This is a genomic window from Rhodoferax koreense (genome assembly GCF_001955695.1).
Taxonomy (GTDB): Bacteria; Pseudomonadota; Gammaproteobacteria; order Burkholderiales; family Burkholderiaceae_C; genus Rhodoferax_B; species Rhodoferax_B koreensis.
Map to the genome: position 1 here is coordinate 2,565,950 of NZ_CP019236.1, position 19,509 is coordinate 2,585,458.

The 19,509-nt window shown below is 66.4% G+C and carries 23 protein-coding genes; 15 read left to right on the top strand and 8 right to left on the bottom strand.

Features of this window, described 5'->3' with window-relative positions; translation table 11 throughout:
* Window positions 1-34 precede the first annotated feature (34 nt).
* The 10 genes from RD110_RS12130 (at window position 35) to RD110_RS12175 (ending at window position 8,670) form a co-directional block, all read left to right on the top strand.
* Entirely contained in the window at window positions 35-910 is an 876-nt protein-coding gene (locus RD110_RS12130) for a branched-chain amino acid ABC transporter permease (protein WP_076199734.1), read from the top strand.
* Window positions 911-938: 28 nt separating this feature from the next.
* Window positions 939-1,964 carry a branched-chain amino acid ABC transporter permease gene (locus RD110_RS12135; RefSeq protein WP_076199735.1) on the top strand — a complete coding sequence of 342 codons (1,026 nt, stop codon included), beginning with the start codon at window positions 939-941 and terminating at the stop codon, window positions 1,962-1,964.
* Window positions 1,961-2,716 (top strand): ABC transporter ATP-binding protein, encoded by a 756-nt coding sequence (locus RD110_RS12140; RefSeq protein ID WP_076199736.1) that lies wholly within the window; start codon window positions 1,961-1,963, stop codon window positions 2,714-2,716. Before RD110_RS12135 ends, RD110_RS12140 begins: the two co-directional genes overlap by 4 nt.
* A gap of 17 nt (window positions 2,717-2,733) precedes the next feature.
* Complete coding sequence (locus tag RD110_RS12145; RefSeq protein WP_076204849.1) at window positions 2,734-3,495, top strand: ABC transporter ATP-binding protein; 762 nt, start codon at window positions 2,734-2,736, stop codon at window positions 3,493-3,495.
* Window positions 3,496-3,522: 27 nt separating this feature from the next.
* Window positions 3,523-4,452 (top strand): VOC family protein, encoded by a 930-nt coding sequence (locus RD110_RS12150; protein WP_076199737.1) that lies wholly within the window; start codon window positions 3,523-3,525, stop codon window positions 4,450-4,452.
* A gap of 24 nt (window positions 4,453-4,476) precedes the next feature.
* Window positions 4,477-5,382 carry a sugar phosphate isomerase/epimerase family protein gene (locus tag RD110_RS12155; RefSeq protein WP_076204851.1) on the top strand — a complete coding sequence of 302 codons (906 nt, stop codon included), beginning with the start codon at window positions 4,477-4,479 and terminating at the stop codon, window positions 5,380-5,382.
* Between the two features lie 19 nt (window positions 5,383-5,401).
* On the top strand, window positions 5,402-6,688 hold the full coding sequence (locus RD110_RS12160; RefSeq protein ID WP_083686238.1) for a lyase family protein: 1,287 nt from the start codon (window positions 5,402-5,404) through the stop codon (window positions 6,686-6,688).
* Between the two features lie 68 nt (window positions 6,689-6,756).
* The gene (gene arfB, locus RD110_RS12165) at window positions 6,757-7,170 is read left to right on the top strand and encodes an alternative ribosome rescue aminoacyl-tRNA hydrolase ArfB (protein WP_076199738.1); all 414 of its coding nucleotides are present in this window, start codon (window positions 6,757-6,759) and stop codon (window positions 7,168-7,170) included.
* Window positions 7,171-7,379: 209 nt separating this feature from the next.
* Complete coding sequence (locus tag RD110_RS12170; protein WP_076199739.1) at window positions 7,380-8,327, top strand: LysR family transcriptional regulator; 948 nt, start codon at window positions 7,380-7,382, stop codon at window positions 8,325-8,327.
* A gap of 16 nt (window positions 8,328-8,343) precedes the next feature.
* Window positions 8,344-8,670, top strand: coding sequence for a hypothetical protein (locus RD110_RS12175; RefSeq protein ID WP_076199740.1), 327 nt, complete (start codon window positions 8,344-8,346; stop codon window positions 8,668-8,670).
* Here the strand turns inward: RD110_RS12175 and RD110_RS12180 are convergent.
* From RD110_RS12180 to RD110_RS12200, 5 genes are all read right to left on the bottom strand, one after another.
* The gene (locus RD110_RS12180; protein WP_076199741.1) at window positions 8,651-9,499 is read right to left on the bottom strand and encodes a M90 family metallopeptidase; all 849 of its coding nucleotides are present in this window, start codon (window positions 9,497-9,499) and stop codon (window positions 8,651-8,653) included. The two genes, RD110_RS12175 and RD110_RS12180, sit on opposite strands and share 20 nt — an antisense overlap.
* Before the next feature lie 3 nt (window positions 9,500-9,502).
* A complete protein-coding gene (locus RD110_RS12185; RefSeq protein ID WP_076199742.1) occupies window positions 9,503-10,261 on the bottom strand; it encodes a UDP-2,3-diacylglucosamine diphosphatase in 759 nt (252 codons plus the stop codon).
* 142 nt (window positions 10,262-10,403) lie between these two features.
* Entirely contained in the window at window positions 10,404-10,910 is a 507-nt protein-coding gene (locus RD110_RS12190) for a peptidylprolyl isomerase (RefSeq protein ID WP_076199743.1), read from the bottom strand.
* Between the two features lie 3 nt (window positions 10,911-10,913).
* Window positions 10,914-11,600 (bottom strand): peptidylprolyl isomerase, encoded by a 687-nt coding sequence (locus RD110_RS12195; RefSeq protein ID WP_076199744.1) that lies wholly within the window; start codon window positions 11,598-11,600, stop codon window positions 10,914-10,916.
* A 122-nt stretch (window positions 11,601-11,722) separates the two neighbouring features.
* Window positions 11,723-12,337 (bottom strand): tetratricopeptide repeat protein, encoded by a 615-nt coding sequence (locus RD110_RS12200; protein WP_239467224.1) that lies wholly within the window; start codon window positions 12,335-12,337, stop codon window positions 11,723-11,725.
* A 246-nt stretch (window positions 12,338-12,583) separates the two neighbouring features.
* Between RD110_RS12200 and cysS the strand changes: the two genes are divergently transcribed.
* The 4 genes from cysS (at window position 12,584) to RD110_RS12220 (ending at window position 16,433) form a co-directional block, all read left to right on the top strand.
* A complete protein-coding gene (gene cysS, locus RD110_RS12205) occupies window positions 12,584-13,963 on the top strand; it encodes a cysteine--tRNA ligase (RefSeq protein WP_076199745.1) in 1,380 nt (459 codons plus the stop codon).
* Between the two features lie 45 nt (window positions 13,964-14,008).
* The gene (locus RD110_RS12210; RefSeq protein ID WP_076204857.1) at window positions 14,009-14,674 is read left to right on the top strand and encodes a DNA-3-methyladenine glycosylase family protein; all 666 of its coding nucleotides are present in this window, start codon (window positions 14,009-14,011) and stop codon (window positions 14,672-14,674) included.
* A gap of 83 nt (window positions 14,675-14,757) precedes the next feature.
* On the top strand, window positions 14,758-15,735 hold the full coding sequence (locus tag RD110_RS12215) for an acetyl-CoA carboxylase carboxyltransferase subunit alpha (RefSeq protein ID WP_076199746.1): 978 nt from the start codon (window positions 14,758-14,760) through the stop codon (window positions 15,733-15,735).
* Window positions 15,736-15,773: 38 nt separating this feature from the next.
* On the top strand, window positions 15,774-16,433 hold the full coding sequence (locus tag RD110_RS12220) for a DUF1345 domain-containing protein (RefSeq protein ID WP_076199747.1): 660 nt from the start codon (window positions 15,774-15,776) through the stop codon (window positions 16,431-16,433).
* Here the strand turns inward: RD110_RS12220 and RD110_RS12225 are convergent.
* The 3 genes from RD110_RS12225 to RD110_RS12235 are packed head-to-tail and all read right to left on the bottom strand — an operon-like array spanning window position 16,423 to window position 18,944.
* On the bottom strand, window positions 16,423-16,725 hold the full coding sequence (locus RD110_RS12225; protein WP_076199748.1) for a hypothetical protein: 303 nt from the start codon (window positions 16,723-16,725) through the stop codon (window positions 16,423-16,425). The two genes, RD110_RS12220 and RD110_RS12225, sit on opposite strands and share 11 nt — an antisense overlap.
* Before the next feature lie 51 nt (window positions 16,726-16,776).
* The gene (locus tag RD110_RS12230; protein ID WP_076199749.1) at window positions 16,777-18,048 is read right to left on the bottom strand and encodes an OmpA family protein; all 1,272 of its coding nucleotides are present in this window, start codon (window positions 18,046-18,048) and stop codon (window positions 16,777-16,779) included.
* 2 nt (window positions 18,049-18,050) lie between these two features.
* Window positions 18,051-18,944, bottom strand: a complete 894-nt coding sequence (locus RD110_RS12235) for a toll/interleukin-1 receptor domain-containing protein (protein WP_083686239.1) — start codon at window positions 18,942-18,944, stop codon at window positions 18,051-18,053.
* 161 nt (window positions 18,945-19,105) lie between these two features.
* On the opposite strand from RD110_RS12235, the gene RD110_RS12240 reads away from it, so the two are divergent.
* Window positions 19,106-19,480 carry a hypothetical protein gene (locus RD110_RS12240; protein WP_076199751.1) on the top strand — a complete coding sequence of 125 codons (375 nt, stop codon included), beginning with the start codon at window positions 19,106-19,108 and terminating at the stop codon, window positions 19,478-19,480.
* Window positions 19,481-19,509 lie beyond the last annotated feature (29 nt).

A 19,509-nucleotide genomic window follows, 5' to 3' on the forward strand; every position in this document is an offset into this window, starting at 1 on the left:
CCATTTCAGTGAACGCCATGCGAGCCAGCACACCATGACCGACTTTCTCCAACTCTTCTTCAGCGGCCTCTCCACCGGGGCCATCTATGCGCTGGCCGCACTGGGCTTCACCCTGCTGTGGCAGGCCAGCGGCACCATCAACTTCGCGCAGGGCGAGTTCGTGATGCTGCCGGCGTTCATGATGCTGGCCTTCATGAACATGGGCGCGCCCATCCTGGTGAGCTTCGCGCTGAGCGTGGTGCTGGCCGTGATCGTGCTGGGCTGGCTGTTCAAGCGCGGCCTGGTCGATCCGCTGTTCAAGTACGGGATGATGCCGATCGTGGTGGCCACCATCGGGCTGTCGATCGCCATGCGCAACGGCGTGCGCGCCGGCTTCAGCGCCGAGGCCCATCCCTTCCCCAGCCTGTTCCCGGACAAGCTGTTCAACATCGCCGGCGTGACCATCACCATGGCCGACCTGGGTACCTTCGCCTTCGCGCTGGTGCTGGTGCTGATCACCCAGGCCTTCATCGCCAAGACCGTGACCGGCCGCGCGATGCAGGCCGTGGCGCAGAACACCGAGAGCGCCTCGGTGCTGGGCATCAACGTGCCGCGCATGATCTTCTACACCTTCGCCATCAACGCCGTGCTGGCGGTGGCGGCGGCGATGCTGGTCACGCCCACCTATCTGGCCAAGTTCGACATGGGCGAGTCGCTGGGCACCAAGGCCTTCTTCGCAGCCATCATCGGTGGCTTCAACAACTCGCGCGGTGCGCTGCTCGGTGGCCTGATCGTGGGCGTGTGCGAGAACCTCGCCGCGGCCTACATCTCGCCGGCCTACAAGGACGCGGTGGCGCTGGTGATCTTCATGGTCGTGATCCTGTTCAAGCCGCAAGGGCTCCTGGGCAAAAAAGTGGAAAGAAAGGTCTGAACGGGCTGGCCCGCACAGAGACAACACCATGAAGAAATCAACCCTCATCATCTCCCTGGTCAGCGCACTGTTGCTGCTGATCGTGCCCAACTTCCTCAAGAACTACGGCATCTACCTGCTCACCACCTGGCTGGTGTTCATCATCGCCACCATGGGGCTGAACCTCACCGTGGGTTACGCCGGGCAGAAATCGCTCGGCCAGGCGGCGTTCTTCGGCATCGGCGCCTACACCGTGGCCATCCTCATGAAGGCCGGCATCAGCTTCTGGATCGGCCTGCCGGCCGCGGCGCTGATGTGCTTCGTGCTCGGCGTCATCCTCGGCTTTCCGGCCCTGCGCGTGCAGACCATCTACCTGGCTTTCGCCACCCTGGGCTTCAACACCGCGGTCTGGCTGGTGATGCGCAACGAGGAATGGCTTACCGGCGGCACCTTCGGCATCAACAACATCGCGCGGCCTGGCCTGTTCGGCTATTCGCTCGAAGGCAACCTGCCTTACTACTACTTCGTGCTGGGCGTGACGGTGATCCTGGCGCTGCTGCTGGCGGCGCTGCTGCGATCGCCCTGGGGCAAGGCCTTCACCGCGCTGCGCGACAACCCGATCCGGGCCGAAAGCCTGGGCGTGGACATCCGCACCTACACGCTGCTGAGCTTTGCCATCGGCGCGGTCTACGCGGGCATCGCCGGCGCCTTGTTCGCCAGCCTGGTGCAGTTCATCGAACCGGCGCCGTTCACCGTGGCCGCGTCGATCATGATGTACCTGATGGTGGTGGTCGGCGGGCCGGGTTATTTCCTCGGCCCGGTGATCGGCTCGGCCGTGGGTGTCCTGCTGCCCGAATGGCTGCGTTTCGCCCAGGCCTGGTACCTGTTCATCTTCGGCGCGGCCGTGGTGCTGTTGATGATCTGGCTGCCTGATGGCCTGCTGAGCATCCCCGAACGCCTGCGCGCCCGCCGCCTCGCCAAGGAAGCCAGCGCCGCGCGCCAGGCCAGCGGCCTGGCCGCCCAACAGGCACAAACGGCCAAACCACGTGAAGTCCAACCAGGAGAAGCCGCATGAGCGCGCCACTGCTGAAAGTCAACAACCTCAAGAAAGCCTACGGCGCGATCCAGGCCGTCGGCGGGGTTTCCTTCGAAGTCATGCCCGGAGAAATCTTCGGCGTGATCGGCCCCAACGGCTCGGGCAAGACCACGCTGTTCAACAGCATGCTGGGCCAGATCAAGCCCGACAGCGGCAGCATCGAGCTCAACGGCGAAGACGTGAGCCGGCTCGGTCCGCTGGAGCTCAACCGCCGCGGCGTCGGCCGTACTTTCCAGACGCTGCAGGTGTTCGGCAAGATGACGGTGCGCGACAACCTGCTGGTGGCCGCGCAAGAGCACCAGGGCACGATGTTCGGCCGCATGTTCGCGCCGAGCGATTCGGGCCTGGGCGCCAAAGCCGATGCGCTGATCGACCAGTTCCGCATCCGCCACGTGGCCGACAAGAAGGCCGGCGAACTGAGCTACGGCCAGCAGAAGCTGGTCGACATCGCCATGGCCTTCATGAGCCAGCCCGCCCTGGTGCTGCTGGACGAACCCTGCGCGGGCGTGAACCCGAGCCTGGTGGGTGGCATCTCCACGCTGCTCAAGCAGCTGAACCAGCAGCAGGGTGCGAAGAAGAGCAGCTTCGTGGTGATCGAGCACAACATGGACTTCGTGATGGACCTGTGCCACCGCATCATGGTGATGGTCGAAGGCCAGGTGATGGCCATCGGCACGCCGGCCGAGATCCGCGGCAACAAACAGGTGCTGGACGCCTACCTGGGGAATTGATGATGACGAATACTTCCATGCCACACGACACCTGCATCGAATTCAACGACGTCGTCGCGGGCTACAAGGATTTCATGATCCTGAACAACCTGTCGTTCAAGGCGCGGCGCGGCTCGATCACGCTGCTGCTCGGGCCCAACGGGGCGGGCAAGTCGACGGTGCTGAAGACGCTGTTCGGCCTTCTCAAGCCGCGCCAGGGCAAGGTGCTGCTGGATGGCGAGGACGTCGGCGGCGCCTCGCAGAAGGAATTGCTGGCCAAGGGCATCGCCTTCGTGCCGCAGGGCCGCAACCTGTTCGGCCAGCTCACCGTGTTCCAGAACCTGGAACTCGGCGGCATCACGCTGGGCATGAAGACCACGCACGAACGCATTCCCGAGGTGCTGAACTTCTTCCCGCGCGTGAAGGAACGCATGCACTCGATGGCCTCGGCACTGTCGGGCGGCGAGCAGAAGCAGCTGGAGATCGGCCGCGCGTTGCTGCTCAGGCCCAAGGTGATCCTGATCGACGAGCCGTCCATCGGCCTGTCGCCGATCGTGGTGCAGGACGTCTTCAAGCTGCTGCGCAAACTGGCGGACGCCGGCACCACGGTGCTGATGGTCGAGCAGAACGTGAAGAGTGCGCTTAAGATTTCGGACGAGGCGATCGCGCTGGAATCGGGTCGCCTGGTGTTGCAGCGCCCGGCCAGCGAGTTGCTGGCCGATCCGCACATCGAGCGGCTGTTCCTGGGTGGTGCCCACACCACCTCGGCGCCGGCGGCCAGCGCAACCGCGACAATCTGATTTTCCAATTTCGTACGAGAGGCCCCCATGTCGTCAGGAACACAGTTCAGCCAACCATCGCTGGTGGACCGCGAGTCGATTGCCGACGCCCCCAATCCCCTGGGACTGGAAGGCGTCGAGTTCATCGAATACGCTACTTCCAAGCCGCAGGCGCTGGGCCAGGTGCTGGAGACGATGGGCTTCCGCCCGGTGGCGCGCCATCGTTCGCGCGAGGTGCTGCTGTACCGCCAGGGCGACATCAACGTGATCGTCAACGCGCATTCCGGCGACCAGGGCGCCTACCGCGGCCAGGGCGACAGTTCGGCGCTGACCGAGAAGCCGGTGATCGTGGCCATGGCGCTGCGCGTGCGCGATGCGGCTGCCGCCTACCGCCGCGCGCTCGACCGCGGCGCCTGGGCCGTGCCGGCGCGGGTCGAGGTGATGGAACTCAACATTCCGGCCATCCATGGCGTGGGCACGAGCCGCATCTATTTCGTCGACCGTTACAAGGAATTCTCGATCTACGACGTGGACTTCACACCGATCCCGACGGTGGACCAGCGCCCGCCCGCGGTGGCCGGCCTGCATTTCTTCGGCGTGGTGCAGTACATCGGCAACGACCGGGCCGACGACTGGACCGAGTTCTACCAGGAGCTGTTCGGCTTCACCATGCTGCCGGGGACGGAGCGTTTCGGCATCCTGCCCAAGGGCCGGATCCTGCGCAGCCCGTGCAACACCTTCTACCTGCAGCTCATCGAACCCGAGCCGGGTGTGCTCGACGTGGAAGACGACGAATGCCTGCAGCGCATCGGCCTGGGCACGCCCGACGTGCCCGCCACGGTGGCCGAACTGCGCAAGCGCGGTGTGGAGTTTGTCGAATCCAAGAGCGCCCAGGCCGAAAGCCGCGGTGCGCTCACGCGTTCCTACATGGGCGGCGTGATGTTCGAGCTCGTGCACGACAAGCGCCCGGTGGCCTGATTGAACGCCAGCATGAACGCAGCCATGAACCACACCGAAGGCAACATCGACGATTTCGGGATGGACACCATCTCGCTGGCGGGCCCGCTGGAGGCCAAGCTCAAGGCGGTGCGCGAGGCCGGCTTCACGCAGATCATGCTGTCGGCGCGCGACATCGTCGGCCATGCGGACGGCATCGAGGCGGCTGTGGCCGCCGTGCGCAGCAGCGGCCTGCGCGTCACCGGCTTCCAGGTGCTGCGGGACTTCGAAGGACTGTCGGGCCATCTGCACGACTACAAGATCGACATCGCCAAGGCCATGCTCGAGATGTGCCACATGCTGGACTGCAGGCTGCTGCTGGTGTGCTCGAGCACCTCGACCCATGCCACCACCGACCTCGACCAGATCGCGCGGGACCTGCGCAAGCTGGCCATGCTGGCCGTGCCGCTCAACATCCGCGTGGCCTACGAAGGCCTGTCCTGGGGGCGCACCATCAACGAGTTCACCACCGCCTGGGAAGTCGTGTGCCGCGCCGATGCGCCCAATCTCGGCCTGGGTTTCGACTCCTTCCACCTGCTGGCCACGCAGACGCCGATGGAAGAGCTCGAGATGCTCGACACCAACAAGATCTTCCTGGTGCAGCTCGCCGACTTCATGTGGAACGAGGTGCGCTCGACCGAAGAGAAGATCGCCACCGCGCGCCATTTCCGCGTCTTCCCCGGCGAGGGCGTGCACAGCGAGGCGCTGGCCCAGCTGGTGCGCAAGCTGCATGAACTCGGCTACCGCGGCGACTACAGCTTCGAGGTGTTCAATGACGACTACCAGCAGATTCCGTTGCCGGTGGTCGCGCAGCGTGCGCGCCGCTCGGCGTTGTGGCTCGGCGAAGATGTGTTGCGCCGCTCCGTGCCGCTGCCCAACAAGATGCGGCTGAAGAACCGAAGCGCGGCCTGATCGCGGCTCGGCGGTTGCGATGAGTTCCATCTTCGAAGGTTTTCTGTCGACGCTGGAGGTGCAGGAAGCCTTCGGCGACCGCCGGTTCGTGGCCGCCATGCTGCGCTTCGAGGCGGCGCTGGCGCGCGCGCAGGCCCGCACCGGGCTCATTCCCGAAAGTGCGGCCAAGTCCATCATCGGCTCGTGCAAGGTCGAGCTGTTCGATGTGCCGAAACTCGTTCGCGACAGCGGGCGCGCCGGCAGCATTGCCGTGCCGCTGGTGCGCAGCCTGCAGGACGCGGTCGGGCTGTTCAACCCGGCCGCGGTGGCGCACACGCATTTCGGCTGCATCAGCCAGGACGTGGTGGACACGGCCATGGCGCTGGTCACGCGCGAGGCGCTGAACCTGATCTCCGCCGATGTGGAGCATTGCATCCATTCGCTGCTCGACCTGGCCGAACGTCATGCGGCGACCCCGATGCTGGCGCGCACGCTGATGCAACCGGCTTCGGTCATCAGCTTCGGACTCAAATGCGCCGGCTGGGCCGCCCCGCTGGTGCGCAGCCGCCAGCGCATGCGCCAGGTCGCCGAACAGGCGCTGCAACTGCAGCTCGGCGGTGCCGTCGGCACCTTGGCCGAGATGCAGGGCCACGGGCCGGAAGTGGCACGGCTGATGGCGGAAGATCTCGGCCTGCGTGCGCCGCTGGGCCACTGGCAGACGCAACGCGACGAGTGGGTGGCGCTGGGTTGCGAATTCGGCCTGCTGGTGGGCAGCCTGGGCAAGATGGCGCGCGACATGGCCTTGATGGCGCAGTTCGAGATCGCGGAACTCGGCGAGGCCCATGAGCCCGGCCGCGGTGGCTCTTCAGCCATGCCGCACAAGCGCAATCCGGTTGGGGCGATGGTGGCCCTGGCGGCCGCCCAGCGCGCACCGCAGCGGGTCGCCGCCCTGATGCAGGCAATGACCCAGGAACACGAGCGGGCGCTCGGCCATTGGCAGGTGGAACTGGCCGAATGGCCGCAGCTGGTGATGTCGGCCCACGGCAGTGCCCGTGCCATGGCCCAGGCCCTGTCAGGTCTGCGCATCGACACACAGCGCATGCTGGCCAACCTCGATGCCGTGCGCACCAGCCTGCCGGCCGACGCCGTGGCGACCTGGTTCAACCCACAGCTCGTCGAACATTCGGCCGGTCTGACGCGCAGCCAGGTGGCGTCGCTGCGGTCGCTTCTGGATGCACGGCATGGGGTGGCCGGGCCCGGCGCACCGGCGCCCACCGAGTCGGCTCGGCACCAGGCGGTCGCGCCATCGCTCGTCTGGCCTGTCTGACCTATCGGGACTTACCCGAATGGGGCCGGCGCTATGGTGTCAGCGCCACACAGGCATGATGGCGTTGCATGTCTGACATTCGTTTACTTTTAGTCCGTTCCGCCGAGGTGGAAATCACCGCCGTGCGTTCTCAGGGCGCAGGGGGCCAGAACGTCAACAAGGTGTCCAGCGCGGTGCACCTGCGCTTCCACATTCCGGCGTCCTCCCTGCCTGACGAAGTGAAGCAGCGGCTGCTGGCGCTGCGCGACAAACGCATCACCGCCGAAGGCGTGCTGGTGATCAAGGCGCAAAGGCACCGCAGCCGTGAACTCAATCTGGCGGATGCCTTCGAGCGTTTGCAGGAGGTGGTGAACCAGGTCGCCTTGCCGGTGAAGACGCGCCGGGCCACCAAGCCGACCTACGGCAGCCGGCAGCGCAGGCTGGAAGGGAAGAGCCAACGCGCGGATGCGAAGGCGGCACGCCGCAAGGTGCCGTTCGACTGAATACCGTTGCAGTACTTGACAGTGTGTATGCGTTACAAAAGACAAGTGAAACAGCGAAATTCGCTTTGATTTACCTGTCAAGTTGAATGCAGCTTGTCTTTGCAAAAAGATTTTGTGCACATTCGGGTTGCCTCATTTTTATGTTTTATGCTCCAATTCACACGGGAAACGACTTTATTTGTATTGATTAAAGACAACTGAGGATTGATATGGACCGAATTTCAGCCATGCGTGTGTTCAGCGAAGTGGTAACACGCGGTAGCTTCACGGCGGCGGCGGACACCCTGGGCATGTCGCGTGCGATGGTGACGCGCCATATCGCCGAGCTCGAGCGTTGGCTGAAGACCCGGTTGCTGTTGCGCTCGACCCGTCGGCTGTCGTTGACGGAGGCCGGCGAAGCCTGCATGGCGCGCAGCCGCCAGCTGCTGGAGATGGTCAACGATGTGGAGCAGATCGTCGGTCAGAACGACACGGAGCCGCACGGCCAGCTCCGCGTCGCGGCCAGCGTCTCGTTCGGCCAGGCCCATCTCAGCGCGGCACTCGTGGACTACCTTGCCAAATACCCGCGCACCCGCGTGGACCTGAGCCTCGGGGACCGGCCGGTCAACCTGGTCGAGGACCGCATCGACCTGGCCATTCTGGTCACGGCGGAACTCGATCCGAGTTTCATCTCGCGCAAGTTGTCGACCTGCCGCTCGGTGGTCTGCGCCTCGCCCAAGTACCTGGCCACGCGTGAAATACCGCAGACCGTGGAAGACCTGGCGCGCCACAATTGCCTGACGTATTCGCGCTTCGAGAAAAGCCAGTGGAATTTCTCCCGCCACGGCGTCGAGACTTCGGTTCAGGTGTCGGGCAACTTCAGCGCCAACGAAGCCACCGTGCTGCTGCAGGCCGTGCGCGCGGGAGGAGGGCTGTCGGTGCAGCCCGACTACGCGGTCGCGTCCTTGCTGCGCAGCGGCGAACTGGTGGAGATCCTGCCGGAGTGGCGGCCACGCCCGCTCGGTGTCTACGGGGTCTATGTGTCGCGCCGGCACCAGCCCGCGAGCATGCGTGCATTGCTCGATTTCCTGGCGGCGCGTTTCGGCCCCGAACCGGTATGGGACCGCACCACCGGCATCTTCGTCCCGCCGGTGCTCGAGGAGGCGTGCGCGGCCTGATAAAGTCCTCGCCTCCATGACCTACACCCTCCGGCTCGAAACTGGCGATACCGATGGCGGCGATGCCGCCTCTCCCCTGCAGCGGCGCGAGGCCGAGCAGCGTTTCCGCCAGGCGCTGGAGGAAGGTCTCGGCGACGCGGCGCTCGTGGCGCCGATCTACCGCGCCTACCTGCGCATCGTGGCCATGCATGGCGACGATCCCGCGCCGGAAGCCCTGTCTGATGCGGAGCGCGAGATTCTCACGCAATGGCAGGCGGCGGAATCGGCCGCGGTGACGGCGGCCTTCGGCCCCAACCGTTACCTGGACCAGGCGCGGTTCGAGATCATCCTCCAGCCTGCCTGAAGAAACCGTCGAAGATCGGCATCAAAGCCGGGAACGACTGCTCGAACCGGGCGCGGTTCACGAAGTAGGCCTCGCAGGCCACTGGAAAGAACTCATCGATCGATTCCGCACCATAGGGGTCGAGCCAGGTTGGCGCGCCGCCGAAACGTTCGGCGATGATGACCTTTTCGCGGAACCCGTCGAAGGCCGGCTGCAACACCGCGAACCATGCGTCCACCGCGGCGCGCGCCGAATCCGTGCCGAGAAAATCCTTGGGCAGGGGCGGGCAACCGCCGGGCGCATGCTCGAAGTGTGGGCCTTGCATCACGATCTTGTGCACGAACTCGTGGATCACCACGTTCGTGCCCTGGGCCATGGCGTCGCCCGCGCGGGCCACCTCGTCCCAGCTGAGCATCACCGGCCCGCCGTCCATGGCTTCGCCGCTGAGCACTTCGTCGTATTGGTGGACCACGCCGGTCGCGTCGTCGACGGCTTCACGCCGCGCCACTACTTCGCCGGGATGCACCACGATGCCGACGAAATCGGCATACCAGGCCAGCCTGTCGGCGCGCGGCCTGGCGGGGGGCGGACCCAGATGCAGCAGTGGCAGGCAGGCCTGGGCCGCGATCGACAAGGCCATGGCGTCGGTGATCACGAGGCCGCCCGCGCCCTGGAACTCCTTGTCGGCGAGGAAGTCGGCCGCCAGGCCGCGCAGGTCGGCGCGCTCGGCTTCGTTCAGCGCCGCGATGAAAGGCAGGCTTATCAACAGAGCCTGCCAGAGATCGTCCGGAACCAAGGCAGCGTCACGCTTGAGCGGTGCACCCGCGAGCGCTTTCAACCAGGACCACATGGCTCAGGCCAGCGGGAGCCGCTGCATGCCGGCGGCGGTGAGCCGCAGCACCTCGGCTCGCGGCGGCGTGGCGGCCAGGTCCCAATCGGTCAGCACGATGCGCCGAAGGCCGTGGCCAAGATCGTGCTCGGCGGGGCGGTGCGTGTGGCCGTGGATCAGCGTGCGCGCACCCGCGGCCTGCAGCCAGGCGCGTGCGGCCGGCGTGTCGACATCGGCATAGGTCGCTTCGCTGCGCTTGCGCGCCTCGCTCTCGCCGCGAATGCTGCGCGCGAGCTGTTGGCGCGCGGCCAGCGGCTGCGCCAGCACGTTTTGCTGCCAGGCCGGGCTGCGCACCTCGCGCCTGAATTTCTGGTATGCGATGTCGTCGAGGCACAGCGCATCGCCATGGCTCAACAGCCAGCGTTGTCCGAACAGTTCGATCGCCACCGGGTCGTCGAGCAGGTGCACACCAGCGGCGGCCATGCTGCGCGGGCCGACCAGGAAGTCGCGGTTGCCATGCAGGAAGAACAGGGCGCGCCTTGCCGACACCTGACGCAGGACGTCCAGGCAGTCGGCCTCGAAACCCGGCACATCGGCGGCATCGTCGCCGACCCAGACCTCGAACAGGTCGCCGAGCATGAACACCGCGTCGGCCGGGGTCTCGTCGAGGTAGCGTCGCCAGGCCGCGAAGGTTTCGGGCTCGGAAGCATGCAGGTGCAGGTCCGAAATGAAATCGACCGTGCGCCAGGTCGCAGGAGCCTCAAGCTCCGCGATAGGGGGCACGGTCGATGGGGGTGGGCTGTTCACGTCAGTCGTTTGACATCACTGTCTTCACCAGAACACCGCGGAACCGGCTTTGCCGGGCCGCAGGTGTTGCCCCCTGCAAGGGGGTGGGCGCGACACGAAGTGCGCAACCTGGGGGTGTTCAGATGGCGACGGCTTTCTCGATCACGACGTCGTCGTTCGGCACGTCGTCGTGGAAGCCCTTGCGGCCGGTCTTCACGGCCTTGATCTTGTCGACGACTTCCGTGCCGGCGACGACCTTGCCGAACACCGCATAGCCCCAGCCTTGGGCGGAGATGGCGGTGTGGTTCAGGAAGCTGTTGTCGGCGACGTTGATGAAGAACTGCGCCGTGGCCGAATGCGGGTCGTTCGTGCGTGCCATGGCCACGGTGTAGTTGTTGTTCTTCAGGCCGTTGTTGGCTTCGTTGCTGATCGGCGCATCGCTGGGCTTTTGTTTCATGCCCGGCTCGAAGCCGCCGCCCTGCACCATGAAGCCGGGGATCACGCGGTGGAAGATGGTGTTGTCGTAGTGGCCCTTCTTCACGTAGCTCAGAAAGTTGGCCACGGATTTGGGCGCCTTTTCTTCGTCGAGTTCAAGGGTGATGACGCCGTAGCTGGCGATGTGGAGTTCGACTTTGGGATTGCTCATGATTTATTTCACCAGGGTGGCGGAGTTGATGATGATGGGGGTCTTGGGAACGTCGGTCGGGAACGGGCCGCCCGCGCCGGTCGGCGTGGCCTTGATTTTATTCACCACATCCATGCCGCTGACGACCTTGCCGAACACGGTGTAGCCGAACAGCTGCGGTGCGTTCACGAGTTGCGCGCGCGGCGTGTTCTCGTAGATGCGGCCCTGGTATTCGAACTTCGGCACCGGGTCGCCGGGCGGGATGACGGTCGGGTTGAGGAAGGCGTTGTCGGCCACGTTGATGAAGAACTGCGCCGTGGCCGACTGCGGGTCGCTGGTGCGCGCCATGGCGATGGTGCCGACGACATTCTTGTCGCCGCCCTTGGCCAGGGCCTCGCGGCCTTCGTGCACCACGGGCGCGCGCGTGGCCTTTTCCTTGTAGTTGGCGTCGAAGCCGCCGCCCTGCACCATGAAGTTGCCGATCACGCGGTGGAAGATCGTGCCGTCGTAGTGCTTGTCGCGCACGTACTGCAGGAAGTTCTCGACCGTCTTCGGCGCCTTGTCGGGATAGAGCTCGACCACGAAGTCGCCGGCGGTGGTGGCGAACTTCACGCGGGGGGCGTCGGCGGCCTGCGCAAGGACGCTGGACGCCATCAGGCCGGCCACCAGCAGGCCGCGGCGGACGGTGGAAAACGGGGTGCGTGGAAACATGTTGGTCGGTGCAAAAAAGCTGCGAGGGTAACAAACGGCGCACCCACCGGCGCCGCCGGCCGGCGATGTAGCCCGCGTTGGCGGCGGGGTTATCGAGGCTGCCGCGTCCTGGAGGGCGCTGGTTATTTGGCGGCTGGCTTGGCTGCGGCCTTGGCCTTGGTCTGTGGCGCGAGCATGTCGCGCAGCGCGGCGACCTTCTGCGTGGCCTGCGGGTTGTTGGGGTTGAGTTGCAGCGATTTGGCGTAGGACTGGCTGGCCAGCTTGGCGTAGACGTCGCCCAGGTTTTCATGGGCCGTGGCATAGGCCGGATTGAGCTTCACCGCCATCTCGAGCGCGGTGCGGGCCTTGTCGTACTGGTTCTGGCTGGCATAAAGCGCGGCCAGGTTGTTGTACGGCTCGGGCAGCTCGGGAAATTCCTGGGTCAGCGCCGAAAGCGTGGCGATGGCGTCGTCGGTCTTGCCCGATTCCGTGAACACCACGCCCTTGAGGAAGCGCATCTGCGGGTCCTTGGGCTTGGCGGCCAGGTAGACATCGGCCTTGGCCAGCGCTTCGGCGTATTTGCCGCTGCGGATCAGCTGGCTCACGTCGCCGTAGTCGTCGGCGTGGGCCGCCGCTGCGAACAGCGCGGAGGTGCACATGGCGGCCGATGCGGCGAAGCGCCACAGGCTGCGCGGGCTGGCGTCGCGGGTGGCTTGGTGCGTGACTTGCTGAGTGACTTGCTTCGTGACTTGCTTCATATCGCTCTCGGTCGGGTGCAAAGACAGGCCCCTGCACGGCGCATGCAAAGGGCTGGGACGGTGCCGTTCAAGGGCTATATACTGCGGGGATTGTAGCCGAGGGGTCTGGCCCGACCGGGCCCGCGCAGGACGCTCCGGCACGATGCCACCCCCAACTTCCAGCCCGATCCCCAGACCGAAAAAGACACCGCCGCAGCCCGCGCGCCGACACGCCTCGTCGAGCGAGCTTCGGCCATTTCCATATTCATGAGCTTGCGCATTTACAACACGCTGTCGCGTGCACTGGAGCCCTTTTCCCCGATCGAAGCCGGCCATGCGCGGATGTACGTCTGCGGCATGACGATCTATGACCTGTGTCATGTGGGCCACGCCCGCATGATGATGGCCTTCGACGTGGTGCAGCGCTGGCTCAGGGCGAGCGGTCTGCGCGTGACCTACGTGCGCAACATCACCGACATCGACGACAAGATCATCAAGCGGGCGTTCGAGCGGGGCATCACCATCCGTGCGCTCACCGACGAGATGACCGCGGCCATGCACCAGGACATCGGCGCGCTCGGCATCGAGCCGCCGACCATCGAGCCGCGCGCCACCGAATACGTGCCGCAGATGCTGAAGATGATCGGCACGCTCGAACACAAAGGCCTGGCCTACCGCTCGACCAATGGCGACGTGAACTATGCCGTGCGCAAGTTCCCCGGCTACGGCAAGCTCTCGGGCAAGTCGCTCGACGAGCTGCGCGCCGGCGAACGCGTGGCCGTGCTCGACGGCAAGGAAGACCCGCTCGATTTCGTGCTGTGGAAATCGGCCAAGCCCGGCGAACCGCCCGAAGCCAGGTGGGACAGCGACTTCGGCGCCGGCCGGCCGGGCTGGCACATCGAATGTTCGGCCATGAGCTGCCAGACGCTGGGCGAGAGCTTCGACATCCACGGCGGCGGCGTCGACCTGCAGTTCCCGCACCACGAGAACGAAATCGCGCAGAGCGAGGGCGCCTCGGGCCGGCCGCTCGCGCGTTTCTGGGTGCACAACGGCTTCGTGCAGATCGACAACGAGAAGATGTCCAAGAGCCTGGGCAACTTCTTCACCATCCGCGAAGTGCTCAAGCAGTACGACGCCGAGACGCTGCGTTTCTTCCTGGTGCGCACACACTACCGCAGCGCGTTGAACTACAGCGATGCGCATCTGGACGACGCGCGCGGCGCGTTGAAGCGGCTCTATACCGCGCTGGACCTGGTCAAGCCCGCCGCGCTTGCGGCCATCGACTGGACCGAGCCTTTCGCCGCACGTTTCAAGGCCGCGATGGACGAGGACTTCGGCACGCCTGGCGCGATCGCCGTGTTGTTCGACCTGGCTTCGGAGATCAACCGCACACGTTCGGCCGAACTGGCCGGCCTGCTCAAGGCGCTCGGCGGCACGCTCGGCATCCTGCAGGGCGACGCGACGCTGTTCCTGCAGGCTGGCGTGGCGCTCGACGACGCGGCCATCCAGGCGCTGATCCTTGAGCGCGCGGCGGCCAAGGCGGCGAAGAACTTCGCCGAGGCCGACCGCATCCGCCAGGACCTGCTGGCCAGCGGCATCGTGCTCAAGGACGGTCCCACCGGCACCAGCTGGGAGGCCGCACCATGACGGGATTCATGGCTTTTTATGCCGCTGCCGCAGATCGGACGTGCGATGGCTGCTGCTAAAAAGATAGCAGCGCCGGAATCCGTCGTCCAGGTCTACACGCCGCCTTACTGGGTCGATGCGTGCAAGCACCTGGTGAAGAAGGACCGCGTCATGCGCCGGCTGATCCCCCAGTTCGGCGACGCCTGCCTCAAGACCCGCGGCGACGCGTTCACCACGCTGGCGCGTAGCATCGTCGGCCAGCAGATCTCGGTCAAATCGGCCCAGGCCATGTGGGAGCGCTTCGTGCGCTTGCCGCGCGAAATGGCACCGGCCCACGTCTTGAAGCTCAAGGTCGACGACATGCGTGCGGCCGGCCTGTCGGCCCGCAAGGTCGAATACCTCGTCGACCTGGCACTGCATTTCCATTCCGGCTCGGCGCATGTGACGGCCTGGGAGGAGATGGACGACGAGGCCATCATCGCCGAGCTGGTGGCCATCCGCGGCATCGGCCGCTGGACGGCCGAGATGTTCCTGATCTTCCACATGATGCGGCCCAACGTGCTGCCGCTGGACGACCTGGGCCTGATCAACGGCATCAGCCACAACTATTTTTCGGGCGACCCGGTCAGCCGCAGCGACGCACGGGAAGTCGCGGCCGCCTGGGCCCCCTATTGCAGCGTGGCAACTTGGTATATTTGGCGCTCTCTCGAGCCCTTGCCGGTCTCCGTCTGAGCGCATCCGTTTAACCGTATCGGCCCGACCGCAGGCACCGTGCAACACCGGCCGAGCGGCCCGCCCCCACCAGGAGAATGACGTTGGCGAAAAGAACTTTCCTCGACTTCGAGCAACCCATATCCGATCTGGAAACCAAGATCGAAGAGCTGCGCTACGTGCAGAACGAGTCCGCCGTGGACATCTCGGAAGAGATCGACCAGCTCAGCAAGAAGAGCCACCAGCTCACCAAGGACATCTACAGCGACCTCACGCCGTGGCAGATCACCAAGATCGCGCGCCACCCCGAGCGGCCGTACACGCTCGACTACGTGAACGAGCTGTTCACCGACTTCGTCGAGCTGCACGGTGACCGCCACTTCGCCGACGATCTTTCCATCGTCGGCGGCCTGGCGCGCTTCAACGGCACGGCCTGCATGGTGCTGGGCCACCAGAAGGGCCGCGACACCAAGGAGCGTGGCCTGCGCAACTTCGGCATGAGCAAGCCCGAGGGCTACCGCAAGGCGCTGCGCCTGATGAAGCTCGCCGAGAAGTTCCAGCTGCCGGTGTTCACCTTCGTCGACACGCCCGGCGCCTATCCCGGCATCGATGCCGAGGAACGTGGGCAATCGGAGGCCATCGGGCGCAACATCTTCGAGATGGCGCAGCTCGAAGTGCCGATCATCACCACCATCATCGGCGAAGGCGGCTCCGGCGGCGCGCTGGCGATTTCGGTGGCCGACCAAGTGGTGATGCTGCAGTACTCCATCTATTCGGTGATCAGCCCCGAAGGTTGTGCCTCCATCTTGTGGAAGACCTCCGACAAGGCTCAGGAAGCCGCCGATGCGCTGAACATCACGGCGCACCGGCTCAAGGCGCTGGGCCTGATCGACAAGATCGTCAATGAGCCGGTGGGCGGCGCGCACCGCGACCACAAGCAGATGGCGGCCTTCCTCAAACGCGCACTCAACGACGCGCTGCGCCAGTTGAGCGACCTCAAGGTCAAGGAACTGCTCGACCGGCGCTACGACCGGCTGCAGAGCTACGGCCGCTTCACCGACACCAAGGCCGACAGCAAATAGCCGCGGGGTCCGTTATGGACCGCAGCGGGTGGATCCCCATGCGCAAACATTTTTCGGAGACCACCGGCCCGCAGCGCGTGGTGTATGGCGTCGTCGTCGGGCTGGGCTCTGCGGCGGTGCCGCTGCCGCTGTCGGGCGAGCTGCGCGGCCTGATGGCCTGGTGCCTGGCGGTCAGCGTGTACCTGATCCTGGCCTGGTGGCTGGCCGAGACCTTCGACGCCGAGCGGACCCGCGAGCGTGCGCGGCAGCAGGACCAGTCGAGCCCGCTGCTGTTTTTCGTGCTGGTGCTGGCCGGCCTGGCCAGCGTGGCGGCGATCGTGATGCTGCTGCAGAACAGCAAGGATCTCAAGGAATCGCAGCGCGCCTGGCACATCAGCCTGTCGATGGCGGCGGTGGCGCTGTCGTGGCTGCTGATCCAGACCACCTTCGCCTTCCGTTATGCGCACCGCTACTACCAGGAAGAACTGAACAACAAGGTGGCCGGCGCGGGGCTGGATTTCCCAGGCAAGCTCGACCCGGACTATTTCGACTTCCTGTACTACTCTTTCGTCGTCGGCATGACCTCGCAGGTCTCCGACGTGCAGGTCACCTCGCGCGAGATGCGGCGCATCACGCTGGTGCACAGCGTGCTGTCGTTCGGCTTCAACATGCTGGTGCTGGCCCTCAGCATCAACGTGGTGGCCGGCTCTATCCAGTAGTCTTGCGGTCGAGTTCCTGGCGGGCCTTCTCGAGCCACAGCGCGATGTTGTCGTGCAGGTCCTTCTGGCTGAACGAACAGCTTTCCTCGCTGAACAGCGCGCTCGATTCCAGGCGGTCGAGCTGGCCCAGCAGCACTTCGGCGAAACGCGGGGGCAGGGCGTCGAACAAGGCCTGGTAGCCGCGCGCCGCGTGGCAGAACGTGGCCGTGCCTTCCGGCAGCGCCCGCAGCGCGCCCAGGCCGTCGAACAGGGCCTGCCACTGGCTGGCGGCGGTATGTGGGGCTGAATGCACGCGTGGTTCCGGTTGGGTGAAACAGGATGCGATGTTAAGGCCTGCCCGGTTTCAGCAGCCGATGACCTTGAATTCCACGCGGCGATCGATCGCGTCCGAGGCGTCGTCGCGGCCGGTGCCGACCAGCGTCTGCCGCGAGCCGGCGCCACTGGCGATCGCGCGCCGGGCCAGGGTCGGCGCGTTCGCCTCGAGCTGCGACTTCACGTATTCCGCGCGCAGCAGCGACAGCCGTTCGTTCAGCGGCTCGGGCCCCGAGGCGCTGGTGTGGCCGGTGACCTCGAGGCAGCTCGCGCCGTTCGGCGTGCCGGGCGTGCCCGCCGTGGCCGCGGCGCGCGTCGCAATGGCGCGCAGCCATAAAGGGTAGGGGCCGGAGAGGCGCGGGTCGGCGACGAAGGCCGTCGAGCCGGGCCGGAACAGGAACTTCACGCCGAGCCGCTGGTGCGCCAGGCCGTAGTCGACGATCTGGTTGAACGCCGCTTCGGCACGTTCGCGCCGGCCGAGCTTCCAGTTGGCCAGGTACAGGCCGTTGTAGACGCGAAACTGGTCGCCGGCCGAGCTGCGCTGCGCGCTGGTGTAGAGATCGAGCGACTCCTGCCAGCGGCCCGCGTCGTAGGCGTCGATGGCCTCGGCCACCAGGGCGGCGGCGACGATGCGCCCGGCATACAGCGGGTTGATCGGGTCGCCCGCGCGGGTGCCCTGGCAGGTGCGGATGTAGCCGAGCGTGGCCGGGTCCTCGGTCCACGCCGGCGCGTCGCGGAAGGTGGCCACCGGCGTCGCGTCCACGCCTTCCGGTCGCGCGAAGGCCAGGCCCTTGCTCACCAGCTTGCCGGTCTTGAGGTCGGCCAGCGCGAAGCAGATGCGGTAGGCCTCGCGCATGCCCGCGGTCTGGCGCTGGGCGTTCACGCCCGTAAAGGTGCCGATCAGCACGAGCGGGTTGCGCGCCACGTTGGCCGCGGAAAACGGCAGCACTTCGAACTGCGGGTACTGCGCCTGGATCAGCCCGGCCAGGCGTTCGCCCATGGAGCGTGTGGCCGCCGTCTGCGCACCGCTCATGCCGTCGATCAGCGGGTCGATGACCACGGCCTGGCGCGCCGTGCCGGCAGGCAGCGCGGGCGCGCCTTTGAGCAGGGCGGTGGCGGCGTTGAGCACGGCTTCGTCGTAGGGCAGCACGGGGGGCGGCGCGGTGGGGGGTGCTGCGGTGGCCGCGGCAGCGGGCGCGGGGGCCGCAGCGGTGGCCGGGGTCATCGTGCCGGGTGGCGGCGTGGCGCAGCCGGTCGCCAGCAGCGCCGCGGCGAGCAGCCACCAGTTTGGCAATTTGGACATGGTCAACACTCCTGCTGCAGAAACAGCCTGGCGGACGCCGGAAGGGTTTCGCCGAGCTGCTGGCGTTCGAGCAGCGCGGCGCATCGCGGGTTGCTTCCCGCGGCTTTCTTCACCAGCGGGCCACCCGGCTTGGCGGGCGCCGGTGTCGGTGCCGGTACCCGTGTCGCCGTGGCGGTCTCCGCGGCGGGGGCGGGCGTGACGGCGGGCGTGACGGTGGGTGTGGAGGCTGGTGTGGCCGCGGCACCGGCGTGGCGGTCGGACGGCCGCGGCACCGGCACCGTCTCCACGACGGGGGATGCCGGCATGGGCTGCGTGCCGGCGCGGCGGTCCTGCCAGTGCGCGAAGGCAAGAACGATGGCGATGACGGCCAGCAGTGCCGCACCCGCAGCCGGCCACTTCCAGCGTCTCGGCAAGGGCTCCGGCGCGGTCGGCGGCAAGGAGCCCGCTTGCGCGGGCCGGCCCAGCAGCCGCGCGATGTCGTCGACGAGTTGCCGCAGGCCGGGGAAGTCGGCTGCGCCGTCCCAGCCGATCAGGTCCGCCGCCTGCACCTCGCGAAAGCCCGCTGGCGGGCGCACGGCATCGATCATCACCGGCACCAGCTTGCCCGACTGCCGGCCTTCGGCCGCCTCCTCGCAGACCCATTCGCTCTGGACCGACCTGGCCGACCAGATGACCACCATGCAGCGCATCGTCTGCAGTTCGCGTCCGAGCACGCCACGCCAGGTCTCGCCCGCGGGAATGCGCCGGTCCCACCACACCGACCAGCCGACGGACTGCAGGGCCTGCGCCAGGCGGTGCGCGATGGCGCGGTCGGTCTCGTTGTAGCTCAGAAAGATGTCGGCCATGAAGCTCCCCATGGGCCGCTCGACGCACAGCGTACGGGTGGCACTGGACATCTTAACGACACGGGCGCCGCGGCGCCATCATCCTTCGAGCGGGTAAAGAAGGATGAACCTGCGGTAAAGCGGTCTTCTGGCCAAGCGAGCGGGTCGTTGAGGAGCTCAAGCGTCCACATCGGCGCTTGAGTTCTTCAACCGATCATCTACCGAGGCTTTCCATGAAAAACAACATCCGCGCACTGGCGATCACCCTGGGTCTCTGCCTTGCAGGTGCAGGCTTTGCGGCCACCCCCGCAACCCCCGCAACCCCCGCCGCCACCGCGTCGGCCACCGCTTCCGCGGCCAGCACCGCGCCAGCGGACTCGGCCGCCAAGCCTGCCGCCAGCGCGACGAAGAAGGCGCCAGCCGCGATGCCGACCGTGGCGGCGGCCGGTGGCGGCAACGGCAAGGTCTGGGTCAACGAGAAGTCCAAGGCCTACCATTGCGAAGGCAGCAAGTTCTATGGCAAGACCAAGCAGGGCGAGTACATGACCGAGGCCGATGCCAAGGCGCATGGCGACCATCCCGCCACCGGCAAGGCCTGCGCCAAGTAGGCGCTTCGGCGCCCGGCTGGAGCGGTGCC